The sequence below is a fragment of the Sphingomonas sp. SP5 genome (assembly GCF_058313455.1).
Window position 1 is genome coordinate 369,080 of sequence record NZ_JBZFLF010000002.1, and the last position, 13,537, is coordinate 382,616.

Genomic DNA, 13,537 nt, shown 5'->3' on the forward strand with positions numbered 1-13,537 from the left:
ATAGTCGGGTTGGAGCCCTGCCACAATCCGAGCCGGGGCGGCAGGCGGCCACGGCGCGCTCAGCGCCGGGCGGCGGCGACGATCGCGACCAGCGCGGATTGGCGCTTCACCCCAGCCTTGGCCATCGCGGACCGCAGCTGCGTGCGGATCGTCGCCGGCGAAAGGCGGCGATCCGCGGCGATCTGCTTGGGGGACAGGCCGGCTGCGATCGCGATCGCCACCGCTGCCTCGGCCGGCGTGAAGCCGAACAGGTCGGCCAGCAACGTCCGGCCCGCCGCGTCATCCTCGCCCGTTGCGGATGCGACGATGAGAAGCGCACAGGTCGAGGAAAAGGGACCGACGCGATCGGGCACCGGGCCGATGCGGGCGACCAGCGCCGGCTTCGCCTCATCGGGATGCCGCAGGACGACGCAGGCAGCGGTACGCCCGCCGCCGACGAAGCCGACCGCCTGTCCGAATGCGTCGGCGAGCGCGCGCTCGCTGTGCGCATCGCAGGCGCGCAGCGATCCCCAGCGGAGGTTCAGGTGCTCGCCCTGTCGCAGCATGGCCTCCGCCGGCTCGGTCATCGCGATCGGCCGCCGGTTCATGTCGAGCGCGAAGACCGCATCGCCACGGCTGTCGAGCGCGGCCAGCACCGCGTCCCGCGCGCGGCCGCCGAAGCGCATGGCGATGGCGGCGGCGCTGCCGATCGCCGGTGCGAGCCGTTCGAGCCGCCCGCGTTCGGCGGCCGTGACGGGCCCTGCCTCTTCGGGACGCATAAAGGCGAGCGCCAAGGCGGGCATCCCCGCGCCGTCCACCAGCGGCCGGATCATGAGCGCCTGTGAGGTGCCGGTCGGACGAAACAATTCGCGAAACAGCGGATGATCGCGCTTTGCGCGCGGGGTCATGACATCCTCATCGGCAATGCAGCGGCCCAGGGGGGCAGAGAGACCCGCGGCGACCCTGGGATTGACGGCGGGGTGGTAGGCGCGGCGGGTGACGAAATCGGCGATATCAGCCGCCGACAGGCCGGAGAAGACCGAGGCGGAGAGGCCCGACAGCGGGTCGAGCGGCGCCATGTGGCCGCAGCGGGCGTTCACCGACCGCGTCAGATCGCTCAACGAGGCCTGCCAGTCGGCCTCCCCGCACGCCGCCCGCCAGAAGGATCGGGCGAGCCGTTGCTCATCGTCCATGTTCGATGTCCCCCGTGTGGCGAGTTGCGTTGCGCATGTGGCCCGTACCTCAAACGGGTGATGCGTCCGATCCGGCCATGAAACAAGAGGAGCGGACGTGGGCCTTCCGGCACAGGCAGGGGAGGGGCTGCGTCATGACCAAAGGGGGATTGAAGCCAATGTCTAGGGGAATCAAAGCCGGCATGGCGGTGCTGCTGGCGCTCGTCACCGCACCGGTCGCCGCGCAGGACGGCGAGGGGGGCAGCCGGGTCCAGGCGGCGGTGACCGCGGGCACGCTGGGCATCGGGCCGGAGGTGGGTATCCGCCTGTCCGACCATGTCGGCTTACGCGGCAGCGCGACGTTCCTCGGTGTGGGGGGCAGCTATGAATCCGACGATCTCAGCTATGACGGCAAGCTGCGGCTGAATTCGTTCGGGGGCACGGTGGACGTGTATCCGTTCGGCGGTCACTTTCGCCTGTCGGGGGGAGCGCGGGTCAACAACAACCGCATCCTCATTGCGGCGACGCCCGCGGCATCGTCCACCGTCGAGATCGGTAATACCGCTTACGCCGCAGCGCAGGTGGGGACGCTGACCGGGCGGGCGACGCCGAACCGGCTGTCGCCGATGCTGACGTTGGGCTGGGCCGGCAAGAACCGACGCGGCTTCTTCTTCGGGCTGGATAGCGGCGTGCTGTTCCAGGGCGCCTATCGGTTGAAGGACTTTCGCGCCAGCGGCCCAATCGGTGGCAACGCCGGGTTCCAGGCGTCGCTGGAGCGCGAGCGGCTGACGCTGCAGGACGATGTGGACAAGGTGAAGATCTGGCCGGTGGTGCAGCTGTCGCTGGGCTGGCGCTTCTGACCTGATCGGCCGGCGCGCGTCAGGATCGCGTGCCGGCCGGTCGCCCCGGCGGACGGCGGGGCAGTTGCGACGACCCGAACCGCATCGGCATCCCACAAGCCGCCCAGTTGCGCTATGGGGCATGTCATGGCCACTCTCGCATTTCCGATTCCGGCGGCCCCCGCCGAACCCCTCCAGCTGCCCCGCAACGTCGAGGCCGAAGCCGCGATGCTGGGCGCGATGATGATCGACAATCGACTCGCCGACGATCTGGTCGACCGGCTGGAGCCGGCGCATTTCTACGAACCCGTCCACGGCCGCATCTTTGCCGCGATCAAGACGCTGCGGGTCAACGACATGCTGGCGACGCCCGTCACGCTGCGGCCGATGTTCGAGGCGGACGAGGGGATGCGTGAGCTGGGCGGGCCGGCCTATCTCGCCAGCCTGACCGGGTCGGGCGCGGGACTGATCGGCGCGCGGCAGTTCGCGACGCAGATCTACGACCTCGCCATGCTGCGCGCCCTCGTCAGCGTCGGGCGCACGCTGGTCGAGCGGGCGATGGACACGTCGGAAGAGGTCAATCCGCGCGCGCAGATCGAGGCGGCGGAAGAGGAACTCTACAAGGTCGCCGGCGACGGCGTGGTCGAGAATTCCACCAAGACCTTCGCACAGGCCACCACCATGGCGGTCAAGATGGCCGAGCGTGCGCTCAATTCGGGCGGCAACCTGTCGGGCGTCACCACGGGGCTCGACAGCGTCAACGCCAAGATCGGCGGCATGCACCACAGCGATCTCATGATCCTCGCCGGGCGTCCGGGCATGGGCAAGACCTCGCTCGCCACCAACATCGCCTTCAACGCCGCGCGGCGCTGGATGCGCGACATGGCGGACGGCATCCCGCCGAGCGAATCGGTGGGGGCGAAGGTCGTCTTCTTCAGCCTCGAAATGAGCGCCGACCAGCTGGCGACGCGTATCCTTGCCGAACAATCGCAGATCAGCTCGGAATCCCTGCGCATGGGCAAGATCAGCAAGGCCGAGTTCGCGCAGCTCGCCGCGGCGGCGGCGGAGCTGGAGACGCTGCCGCTGTTCATCGACGATACCGGCGGCCTCAGCATCAGCGCGCTGCACACCCGCGTGCGGCGGTTGCAGCGGCGGCACAACAACCAGATCGGCCTGGTCGTCGTCGACTACCTCCAGCTGCTTACCAGCGGCGGCAAGGGCGGAAAGGAGAACCGCGTGCAGGAGATTTCGGAAATCTCGCGCGGGCTCAAGACGCTGGCCAAGGACATGAACGTGCCGGTGCTGGCGCTGTCGCAGCTCTCCCGCGCGGTGGAAAGCCGCGAGGACAAGCGCCCGATGCTGTCCGACCTGCGCGAATCGGGATCGATCGAGCAGGACGCCGACATGGTGTGGTTCGTGTTCCGCGAGGATTATTACACCGCGCAGCGCGAACCCAAGCGGCCGATGGAAGGCGACGAAGCCAAGGTGTTCGAGGACCACGCCAAATGGGCGAGCGACATGGAGCGCGTTTATGGCCTCGCCGAGATGATCGTCGCCAAGCAGCGCCATGGCGCGACCGGCAAGGTGGTGCTGAAGTTCGACCCGACGATCACCAAGTTCAGCGACTACGCCGGCTATTGATGCCCCGCTGCGGTCATCCGCCGAACGCCGGATGACGGTGTAGGAAAAGCAAAATTCCGCATCTCGCCAGTGTCATCCGCGGCTCGTTCAGCCTAGAGCGAGGTGGACGATGCGAACGGCGGACGATGCCTCAGGGGATTATGATGAACCGTAAGATTGCGATGGTCACGATGGCGGCGATGCTCGCGCCGACGGCGGTGGGCGCGCAGGTCGCGGCACCCGCGCAGGTCGTGCCGCAGGTTGCGCCGGCCGTCACCGTGCCGCCGATGATCCAGACGGTGGCGCTGCCGCAACTGACCGAGGCGCAGGCGGCGCAGCTTGCCACGCTGCTGCCCGCGCGCGCCATGGCGCAGGGTCTCACCCTGGTCGCGCCGCCGCCGCTCGATGCCGCCGGGCGTGAGCGGCTGGTGCGCGATGCGCTGGATTACGCCCGCGCGGTGCATGCCGGACGGCTGGCGGAGGATGATTTCCAGCGCGACTGGGGCCTGCGCCCGCCGATGTTCGATCCGCTGCCCGGCTTTGCCGATGCGGTGCGGCAGGATCGGATCGCGGCCTGGTTCGCTTCCCTGCCGCCGCCCTATGCCGGTTACGACGGGTTGAAGGCGGGGCTGGAGCGGTATCGCGCCATCGCCGCGGACGGCGGCTGGCCGACGCTGGCGGCAGGCCCCGACCTCGCCTTCGGTGCCAGCGGTGCGCGGGTGATCGCGCTCCGCCAGCGGCTGGCGGTGGAGGACAAGGACGTCGCCACCACCGGCGCCACCTTCGATGCCAAGCTGGTCGATGCCGTGCGGCGGGCGCAGCGGCGCTATGGCCTCAACCCCACCGGCACGGTGGCGGGGCAGACGCTGGCCGCGCTCAACGTGCCGGCGACCGCGCGCGTGCGCCAGATCATGGCGAACATGGAGCGCTGGCGCTGGCTGCCGCAGGAACTGCCCAAGGATCGCATCCAGGTGAATGTCGCCGCGGCGGTGCTGACCGTGTTCGACGGCGACCAGCCGGTGATGTCGATGCGCGCGGTGACCGGGCGGCCGGGCGACGAGACGCCGATGCTATCCTCGACGATCCACAGCATCGTCATCAATCCGCCGTGGAACGTACCGACCTCCATCGCCACCAAGGAACTGTGGCCGAAGGAAAAGAAGAGCCCGGGCTATCTGAAGCGCAACGGATTTCGCGTGATCGACGGCACGCGTCTGCAGCAGCGGGCGGGCGACCAGAGCGCGCTCGGCCGCTATAAATTCGATTTCGACAACGCCTTTTCCGTCTACCTGCACGATACGCCGGCGAGGGCCAAGTTCGCGAGCTTCAGCCGGTTGGCGAGCCATGGCTGCGTGCGGCTGGAAAAGCCCGCCGATCTCGCCGACCTGCTGCTGAAGGGCGATCCCGCCTGGACGCCGGAGGCGATCGCCGCCGCGGTCGACAAGGGCGATACGGTGCGCGCGCGGCTGCCGCAGCCGGTGTCGGTGTTCCTGCTCTATTGGACGGCCTTTGCGAGCGGCAACGGCCAGATGAACTTCCGTGACGATCCGTACGGATGGGACGCGACGCTGGCGGCGAAGATCGAGGCGCGTTCGGCACGCCAGATGGTCGCGGCACGGTAAGGGGAACGATGATGCGCAATCGAGTGATGACGACGGGTGCGATGCTGGCGGCAGCCGCGCTGATGCTGGCGGGATGTTCGCGATCCGAGCCGGAGCAGCCGGAGGAGGCCAACATGGCCGAGGTCGCGCCGCCGGAGACGGCGACGCCCGAAACGCTGCCGAGCGCCGAGTCGACGCCGGAACCCGCGGCGATCGACCTCAATGCCGTCGACGAAGCGCCGCCGCCCGAAAAGATCGCGCCCGATGCCCAGATGCTCGACGATGCCGATGCGACGGGCATGACCGCGCGGGTGACGCGCGATGCGCCGCCGCCGCCAGTCGATAACGGGCAGGCGCCGCAATAACCGTTCGGGAGCGGTCATGACCCATCCGACGCGGCGCACGCTGCATGCGTGGGGCGGCGCGCTGTTGCTGTCCGCGCTGGCCGGTGTGCCGCCGGCGGAGGCGTTGGCGCGGCCGGTGTCGGCGATTCTGATGGACGCGCGCGACGGCAGTATCCTCTACGCCGAGAATGCCGGCATCGTCCGCCGGCCGGCGTCGCTGACCAAGATGATGACGCTGTTCCTCGTCTTCGACGCGCTCGATGCGGGGCGGCTGCGGCCGGGCGATCGGGTGCGCATCTCGCGCTATGCCGCCAACCAGCGGCCGTCGCGGGTCGGAGTGACGCCGGCGACGCGGATGACGGTGGAGGAGGCGATGCGGGCGGTGGCGGTGATCTCCGCCAACGACATCGCCGTCGCGCTGGCCGAAACGGTGGGCGGCACGGAGGACCGGTTCGCCCGGATGATGACGGCCAAGGCACGGGCACTGGGCCTGGAGGATACGTCGTTCACCAACGCGACCGGGCTGCCCGGCGCCAATCTGACCACCGCGCAGGATATTGCCCGCCTGTCGCTGGCGCTGCTCCGCGATCATCCCGATCGCTATCCGCTGTTCGGCACCCGGTCGTTCAGCTGGGCGGGTCGGCGCGTGCAGAACCACAATCACCTGCTCGGCAGCTTTGCCGGCGCCGACGGCATCAAGACGGGCTATACCGCCGAGGCCGGCTTCGCACTCGCCGCCTCCGCGAAGCGCGGCGGCCGCCGGCTGATCGCGGTGGTGATCGGCGAATCCTCGGTCGTCGCGCGCGATCGGCGGGTGGCGAAGATGCTGGCCGAAGGCTTCGCCAAGGCCGGGCGGCCGAAGGAGATTCCCGACAGCCTGGAGGAATGGCTGGGGAACAAGGGGTAGTTCGCGCCCGGCGCGCAACCCGTCAGCGGCGAGGTGCGCGTCCGCCGAAGGTCGGGAGGCTTTCGCTGCCGTCGGCGGCCAGCGAGGACACCGCGAAGAACGTATCGTCCACCGGCACCTGGCGCAGCGTCGCGGCGGTTCCGGTCACGTCCTGCGACTGCGTCCAGCGTGCGGTGTCGTTCGGCCGCCAGCGGATGCGGTAGCCGGCAGCGCCGGGCACCGCCGGCCAACTGACCTGCGTGTCGCGCGACAGGTCGCCGGACAGGCCGACGCTGGCCGGGGCCGCCGGCGCGGCGGCGAGGCGGGCGATCGTGGCGGCGTTGATCGCCGTGACCTTGGCGAGATAGGCGAAGTCCATCCGGTCGATCGTGTCGCCGTAGACGACCCCATTCTCCGTGCGCAGGTCCTGATGCTGCGCGTCCCAATTCTCCGCACCGACCGAGAATCGGACGGCGGGATAGCCGCGTTTCAGGAACGGTTCGTGATCGCCGCCGCGTCCGAACCGGTCGGGGCGCCGCTCGATGGCCACGTCGACGCCGCCGGGAATTGCATCGGCGATTCCGTCGATCGCCTTGGCGAGGGCGCGGCTCGGCCCGTCGTCCTCGCCGCCTTCGCCGCGACGGCGCATCTGCTGGGGCAGGTCCTCCGATGCGCGGATACCTTCGGAAAAGACGCGGACGCGGTTGGCATCGCGCACGCCGCCCTGGCCGATCGTGTTGCCGACGATATCGTTGTTGAGCATCGCGGTGACCTGCCATCCGCGCGTCGCCGCGGTATCGGCGAGCAGTTCGGCACCCCACAGCCCCTGTTCCTCGGCGGAAAAGGCGACGTAGACGATGGTCGCGTCGAACTGGCGCTTGGATAGCAGGCGCGCCGTTTCCAGCACCAGCGCGACGCCGGAAGCGTCGTCGTTGGCGCCGGGTGCATCCGAGGTCGCGTCCATCACGTCGGTCACGCGGCTGTCGATATGGCCGCCGACGATGACGACACGGTTGGGATCGCGGCCGCGCTGGATGCCGAGCACGTCCTCCACCACCACGCCGTTCGGCGCACGCGGGCCGGTGAAGCGGCGATTGATGCGCTCCACCGTGATGCAGCCGCCGCAATCGCGTGACAGCGCCTCGAACTGCCGCGCCATCCAGGTGCGCGCCGCGCCGATCCCGCGCTTGGGATCGGTGGCGGAGGACAGGGTATGGCGCGTGCCGAAGCCGACCAGCGCGGACACGCTCGCCTTGAGGCGGGCGGCATCGGGCGAGGGGCTGGCGACGGCGGCCGCGGCGGCAAGTACGGGTAGCAGCATGGCCGCGATGGTGCCGTGTTACGGGCCTTCGCTCAAGTGCTTGATGAAAAGAGGGTTTGGATCGTCATGCCTGCCCGCGAAGCGCGGCGGACGGATGGCAGGGATCAGTGCCGCGACAGGCTGTGTTCGCCCAGGCGTGCCGCGACGAGATCGATCACGCCGCAGAGCCGTGCGGCGGCGATGCCCTCGTCGAGGTCTTCCAGGGCCGCGAGCGCGCGGGTCAGCAGGTCCAGCGTGGCTGCATAGGGAAGCGAGGCCGACGGGTTGCGCGTCATCGCGTCCTTTAAGGACGCAACGCCTTGTCTTGCAATCGATTTTAAAAGGCGTCTTCAGCTCAGCCGGTCGATCGCCTCGCGGGTGAGCGAGCCGGGCACGATCATGACCGGCACCGGCAACGCGCCCGCATCGGATCCGGCAAAATGGCTGACGAGCTTGCCGGGCGCGCCGGTGGGGGCGGCGCCCAGCACCAGTGCGGCGATGTCGGGGTTGGCGGCGATGATCTCGCGGATGATCTTTGGGCCATCGCCCTCGCGCACGGTGATGGCGGGCCGCAGCCCCGATTCGGCGACCAGCGTTCCCGCCGCTGCGGCGACCAGCCCTTCGGCCTGTTGCCGCGCCTCGTCCTCGATCGTCGCCTGTACGCCGCCGAAGGCAATGAACTCCTGCGGCGGGATCAGCGTCAGGATCTCGACGCCGCCGCCGGTCTTCACCGCGCGCCGCGCCGCGAAGCGCAGCGCGATCTCCGCTTCCGGACTGTCGTCGACGACCACGAGGTAGATACGCATGGTTTTGCCCCTTTTTACGTTACGTGACGCGTGGGGACGGCGCGCGCAAGGGTTGACCCCCCGCGCTTGGGGCGCGAAGGGGAGGGCCTGCTCCCCAGGCAAGAGGACCTGCATGTCGATCGAGATCAAGATGCCCGCGCTGTCGCCGACGATGGAAGAGGGCACGCTCGCCAAGTGGCTCGTCAAGGAAGGCGACACGGTGAAGAGCGGCGACATCATGGCCGAAATCGAAACCGACAAGGCGACGATGGAATTCGAGGCGGTGGATGAAGGCGTGATCGCCAAGATCCTGATCGCCGAAGGCACGGACAACGTGAAGGTCGGCGCTGCGATCGCGATCCTCGCCGAAGAGGGCGAGGACGCCTCCGCCGTCTCCGCACCGCCTGCGAAGAGCGAGACGCCCGAGCCGAAGGACGACCAGTTCAAGGGCCGGCCAGAGCCGACCGACCCCAACAAGACCGGCAGCGAGGCCAAACCGGCCGAGCGTACGCTGACCCACGCCGAGGATCACGGCAAGCCGGCCGATGCCGGTACGCCGGCACCGTCCGCAGGCGGCCGCGTCAAGGCGAGCCCGCTCGCCCGCCGCATCGCCGGCGAAAAGGGCATCGACCTCGCCGGCGTCACCGGTTCGGGGCCGAACGGCCGTATCGTCCGCGCCGACGTCGACAGTGCGAAGCCCGGAGCCGCGGCGCCTGCCCAGGCGAAGGGCGAGGCGCCGCCGGTCGCCGCCGCCGTCCCGGCGCCCGCGCCCAAGCCTGCCCAGGTGCCGGACATCCCGCACGAGGCGAGCAAGCTCAGCAACATGCGCAAGACGATCGCGCGCCGCCTGACCGAATCGAAGCAGCAGGTGCCGCACATCTATCTGACGGTGGACGTGCAGCTCGATGCGCTGCTGAAGCTGCGCGGCGAGCTCAACGCCAGCCTCGAAAGCCGCGGCGTCAAGCTGTCGGTCAACGACATGCTGGTGAAGGCGCTGGCGAGTGCGCTGATCGCAGTGCCCAAGTGCAACGTGATGTTCACGCCCGACCAGCTCATCAGCTTCAAGCGGGCGGACATCTCGGTAGCGGTATCGACCCCCTCGGGCCTCATCACCCCGATCGTCGTCGGCGCCGACACCAAGAGCCTGTCGGCGATCTCGACCGAGGTGAAGGACCTCGCCGCGCGCGCCAAGGACAACAAGCTGAAGCCCGAGGAATTCCAGGGCGGCACGGCGTCGATCAGCAACATGGGCATGTTCGGCATCAAGCAGTTCGAAGCGGTCATCAACCCGCCGCAGGGCATGATCCTGGCGATCGGCGCGGGCGAGAAGCGGCCGTACATCGTGAACGGCGAACTCGGCGTCGCGACCGTGATGACCGCGACCGGCAGCTTCGACCATCGCGCGATCGACGGTGCGGACGGCGCCCAGCTGATGAAGGTCTTCAAGGAGCTGGTCGAGCGGCCGCTCGGCATGCTCGCCTGAGGCGGTCGCGGTGGCACGAACGACCGTCGAGCTGCTCTACATCGCGGCAGGGCTCGTCGCGGCGGTGGCGATGACCTGGGCGGCGGCCTGGGCCTATCCGCTCGGCCGCGACGTGATCTGGTGGTGCGGTGCGGGCGCGATGCTGGCGACGATGCTGATGGGCATCGGCCCGCTGCGCCGCGCCCGCACGATCGATCGGAAGCGGGCATGAGCGGCCTGCCGGCGGATGCGCCGACGATCCGCGTCACCGCGATGCCGGCGGATGCCAACCCCTATGGCGACATCTTCGGCGGGTGGCTGATGGGCCAGATGGACCTTGCCGCCGGGTCGGTCGCCTCGCGCCATGCCGGCGGCCGGGCGGTGACGATCGCCTGCGACGCGATGAAGTTCCACGCGCCCGTACTCGTCGGCGACGAAGTGTCGGTCTATGCCCGGCTCGCCGCGGTCGGCAACACGTCGATGACGATCGAGGTCGAGGCCTGGCGCCGCGCCCGCCACGCCGACGATGCCTGCAAGGTGACGCAGGCGCGCTTCGTCTTCGTCGCCACGGACGAGAATCGCGCGCCCCGCCGCGTCGCGCCGATCGCCTGACTCCCTTCTTTCATCCTCCCCGGTAAGGATTTCACAGTGGCTGACACCTTCGACCTCCTCATCCTCGGTTCGGGTCCGGGCGGCTATGTCGCGGCGATCCGGGCGAGCCAGCTCGGCCTCAAGGTCGGCATCGTCGAGCGCGAGCGGCTGGGCGGAATCTGCCTCAACTGGGGCTGCATCCCGACCAAGGCGCTGCTGCGCACGTCGGAGGTCTATCATTACATGACCCACGCCGACGCTTACGGGCTGAAGGCGGACAATGTCGGGTTCGACCTTGCGAAGATCGTCGATCGCAGCCGCAAGGTCGCGGGGCAGCTCAATGCCGGCGTCAAGGGCCTGATGAAGAAGAACAAGGTCCAGGTGTTCGAAGGCGTCGGCGCGCTGACCGGCAAGGGCAAGCTGTCCGTCAAGCAGGGCGACAAGACGCTCGATCTCGAAGCGAAGCACATCATGGTCGCGACCGGCGCGCGCGCGCGCGATCTGCCCTTCGCCAAGGCGGACGGCAAGCGCATCTGGACCTATCGCCACGCGATGGTGCCCGAGGTGATGCCGACCAAGCTGCTGGTCATCGGATCGGGCGCGATCGGCGTCGAGTTCGCCAGCTTCTACAACGACATGGGCGCCGACGTGACGATCGTCGAGATGCTCGACCGCATCCTGCCCGTCGAGGATGCTGAGGTCAGCGAGTTCATGACCAAGGCGCTGACCAAGCAGGGCATCAAGATCCTCACCAAGTCGGGCCTCGAAAAGCTGGAGCCGGGCGCGAATGGCGTCACCGCGGCGATCAAGGGCGCGGACGGGAAGGTCACCTCGACCGAGTTCAGCCATGCGATCGTCGCGATCGGCATCGTCCCCAACACCGAGAATATCGGGCTGGAGGCGCTGGGCGTCGAGACGGAGCGCGGCCACATCAAGGTCGATGGCTTCGGCCGCACCAACGTCGAAGGCATCTACGCGATCGGCGACGTCACTGGCGCGCCCTGGCTGGCGCACAAGGCGAGCCACGAGGGCATTGTCTGTGTCGAGAAGATCGCCGGCAAGGACCCGCATCCGTTCGAGACGTGGAACATCCCGGGCTGCACCTACAGCCGCCCGCAGGTGGCGAGCGTCGGCCTGACCGAAGCCAAGGCGAAGGAAGCCGGCCATGAGGTGAAGGCGGGCAAATTCCCCTTCATCGGCAACGGCAAGGCGATCGCGCTCGGCGAGGCGGAAGGCTTCATCAAGACGGTGTTCGACGCCAAGACCGGCGAATTGCTGGGGGCGCACATGGTGGGTGCGGAAGTGACCGAGCTGATCCAGGGCTATGTCGTCGCCCGCCAGCTGGAAACGACCGAGCACGAGCTGATGGAAACTGTGTTCGCGCACCCGACGCTGTCCGAGATGATGCACGAAAGTGTGCTCAGCGCCTACGGCCGCGCGCTGCACTTCTAGGCGGAGCGAGGCGGATGGCAGGGAGCGGAGCGACGCCAAACCATTCGCTTTCCGCATGACGGATAACCGCGCCGCCGCCCGTGTCGGCGGCGCGGCGGTATTGCTGTTGGTGGCATCGCTGGCGGTCTTCTGGCCGGGCTACGTGCAATATGACAGCCTAGCCCAATACCGGCAGGCGCTCGGCGGAGCCTACGACGATTGGCATCCGCCGATCATGGCGCATCTGTGGTCGCTGTTCGGGCTGTCGGGGCAGGGGCCGATGGCGGTGCTGCAACTCGGCGGCTACTGGCTGGGCTTCGGTGCGCTGGCGGCGGCGCTGGCGGCATCCGGCCGCGGCCGGGCGGCGGCGCTGCTGATCGGTGTCGCAGTGTGGCCGCCGCTGCTGGGCTGGCAGCCGGTGGTGCTGAAGGACACCCAGATGCTCGGCGCGCTGCTCGCCGGCTTGGGCCTGATCGGCTGGTGGCGGCTGCGAGGACGCCGGATGCCGCGCGCGGTTTGGCCGCTGGTGGCGCTGCTGTTCGGCTATGCGCTGCTGGTGCGGGCGAATGCCGTCTTCGCCGTCGTACCGTTATGCGTGATGCTGCTGCGCCGCAGGGGAGGCATGCCGTCGCTGCGACAGGCGGGTGTCGGCGCAGGTGCGACGCTGGTCGCCATCCTGGCCGTGATCGCATTGGCCTCTCCGATCAATCATGGGCTGTTCGCGGCGGCACGCAGCGGCGTCGAGCGGACGCAGCCGATCTACGACCTTGCCGGCATCGCCGTGCGCAGCGGCGATCCCGCGATCGGCATCCCGGCACCGGCGATTGCGCGGCTGGCGATACGGACGTGCGTGCGGCCCTATTTCTGGGATCCGCTGGGCGAGCCGACGCGCTGCGAGGCGGAGGTCGCGCCGCTCCGCGAATTGCCGCCGGGCGTGCTGTACGGACGGCTGGCGCTGGCGGCAGTGCGGCATCCGTGGGGCTATGCAGGCCATCGGCTGGCGCACCTCAACTCCACGTGGCGCTGGCTGGTGCCCTATCGCTGGCCGGGCGCGGCACCGCCGGCGGCGAATGAGGCAAATAGCCTGGGGCTGGCGACGCCGGGCAGGGCGGCGACGGCGTGGCAGCGACTCGCCGGGCTGCTGGTGGAGACGCCGCTCGGCTGGCCGGTGCTGTGGGTGGTGCTGGCGCTGGTCGCATTGCCGCGTGCGTTGCGGGGCAGGGATGCGGCGTCGCGGCTCGCGGCAGCGCTATTGGTGTCGGCGCTGGCGCTGGAGATGAGCTTCGGCGTGCTCAGCATCGCCTCCGACCTGCGTTATCACCTGTGGCCGATGGCGGCGACGGCGATCGGCTGGGTCATGCTCGGGCGGTGGCGGGTGCCGCGCGCCGGGCTTGCGGCGGTGGCGCTGGTGGTGCTCGCCGGCGGAACGGCGCGGCTGCTGCTGCCCGCCCCGCCGCAGACCTATCGCGGCATGCTCGGCTGAACGCCCGCAACCTGCCTTCCGCCTCGCGCGTTGGCGCGGGCAGA

14 protein-coding genes are annotated in these 13,537 nt (G+C 69.3%); 10 read left to right on the top strand and 4 right to left on the bottom strand.

Translation table 11 applies throughout. The annotated features are described in order from the left end of the window. Positions 1–59 precede the first annotated feature (59 nt). Positions 60–1,172: a helix-turn-helix transcriptional regulator gene (locus AC4GY7_RS05590; protein WP_491112411.1), complete on the bottom strand. Its 1,113-nt coding sequence runs from the start codon at positions 1,170–1,172 to the stop codon at positions 60–62. Between the two features lie 182 nt (positions 1,173–1,354). Here AC4GY7_RS05590 and AC4GY7_RS05595 point away from each other — a divergent pair, with 182 nt between their 5' ends. The 5 genes from AC4GY7_RS05595 (at position 1,355) to AC4GY7_RS05615 (ending at position 6,462) form a co-directional block, all read left to right on the top strand. Continuing rightward, positions 1,355–2,011, top strand: coding sequence for a hypothetical protein (locus AC4GY7_RS05595; protein ID WP_491112413.1), 657 nt, complete (start codon positions 1,355–1,357; stop codon positions 2,009–2,011). A gap of 126 nt (positions 2,012–2,137) precedes the next feature. Beyond that, the gene (locus AC4GY7_RS05600; protein ID WP_443584565.1) at positions 2,138–3,631 is read left to right on the top strand and encodes a replicative DNA helicase; all 1,494 of its coding nucleotides are present in this window, start codon (positions 2,138–2,140) and stop codon (positions 3,629–3,631) included. 143 nt (positions 3,632–3,774) lie between these two features. Continuing rightward, a complete protein-coding gene (locus AC4GY7_RS05605; protein ID WP_491112415.1) occupies positions 3,775–5,232 on the top strand; it encodes a L,D-transpeptidase family protein in 1,458 nt (485 codons plus the stop codon). Positions 5,233–5,240: 8 nt separating this feature from the next. Further along, the gene (locus AC4GY7_RS05610) at positions 5,241–5,576 is read left to right on the top strand and encodes a hypothetical protein (protein WP_491112416.1); all 336 of its coding nucleotides are present in this window, start codon (positions 5,241–5,243) and stop codon (positions 5,574–5,576) included. 16 nt (positions 5,577–5,592) lie between these two features. Further along, the gene (locus AC4GY7_RS05615; protein ID WP_491112417.1) at positions 5,593–6,462 is read left to right on the top strand and encodes a D-alanyl-D-alanine carboxypeptidase family protein; all 870 of its coding nucleotides are present in this window, start codon (positions 5,593–5,595) and stop codon (positions 6,460–6,462) included. Between the two features lie 22 nt (positions 6,463–6,484). Here AC4GY7_RS05615 and AC4GY7_RS05620 read toward each other — a convergent pair whose 3' ends face one another. The 3 genes from AC4GY7_RS05620 to AC4GY7_RS05630 all read right to left on the bottom strand — a co-directional run bounded on the left by AC4GY7_RS05620 (position 6,485) and on the right by AC4GY7_RS05630 (position 8,547). Then, positions 6,485–7,762 (bottom strand): M20/M25/M40 family metallo-hydrolase, encoded by a 1,278-nt coding sequence (locus tag AC4GY7_RS05620; RefSeq protein ID WP_491112419.1) that lies wholly within the window; start codon positions 7,760–7,762, stop codon positions 6,485–6,487. 104 nt (positions 7,763–7,866) lie between these two features. Next, the gene (locus AC4GY7_RS05625) at positions 7,867–8,037 is read right to left on the bottom strand and encodes a hypothetical protein (protein WP_491112420.1); all 171 of its coding nucleotides are present in this window, start codon (positions 8,035–8,037) and stop codon (positions 7,867–7,869) included. Between the two features lie 54 nt (positions 8,038–8,091). Beyond that, positions 8,092–8,547, bottom strand: coding sequence for a universal stress protein (locus AC4GY7_RS05630; RefSeq protein ID WP_443584571.1), 456 nt, complete (start codon positions 8,545–8,547; stop codon positions 8,092–8,094). Positions 8,548–8,659: 112 nt separating this feature from the next. Here AC4GY7_RS05630 and AC4GY7_RS05635 point away from each other — a divergent pair, with 112 nt between their 5' ends. The 5 genes from AC4GY7_RS05635 to AC4GY7_RS05655 are packed head-to-tail and all read left to right on the top strand — an operon-like array spanning position 8,660 to position 13,493. Continuing rightward, positions 8,660–10,009 carry a pyruvate dehydrogenase complex dihydrolipoamide acetyltransferase gene (locus tag AC4GY7_RS05635; protein ID WP_491112421.1) on the top strand — a complete coding sequence of 450 codons (1,350 nt, stop codon included), beginning with the start codon at positions 8,660–8,662 and terminating at the stop codon, positions 10,007–10,009. 10 nt (positions 10,010–10,019) lie between these two features. Next, on the top strand, positions 10,020–10,220 hold the full coding sequence (locus tag AC4GY7_RS05640; RefSeq protein WP_491112422.1) for a hypothetical protein: 201 nt from the start codon (positions 10,020–10,022) through the stop codon (positions 10,218–10,220). Next, positions 10,217–10,600 (top strand): acyl-CoA thioesterase, encoded by a 384-nt coding sequence (locus AC4GY7_RS05645; RefSeq protein ID WP_443584574.1) that lies wholly within the window; start codon positions 10,217–10,219, stop codon positions 10,598–10,600. Before AC4GY7_RS05640 ends, AC4GY7_RS05645 begins: the two co-directional genes overlap by 4 nt. Before the next feature lie 36 nt (positions 10,601–10,636). Further along, positions 10,637–12,031: a dihydrolipoyl dehydrogenase gene (gene lpdA / locus AC4GY7_RS05650; protein WP_491112423.1), complete on the top strand. Its 1,395-nt coding sequence runs from the start codon at positions 10,637–10,639 to the stop codon at positions 12,029–12,031. Positions 12,032–12,086: 55 nt separating this feature from the next. Continuing rightward, positions 12,087–13,493, top strand: coding sequence for a hypothetical protein (locus AC4GY7_RS05655; protein ID WP_491112424.1), 1,407 nt, complete (start codon positions 12,087–12,089; stop codon positions 13,491–13,493). Positions 13,494–13,537: the final 44 nt, after the last annotated feature.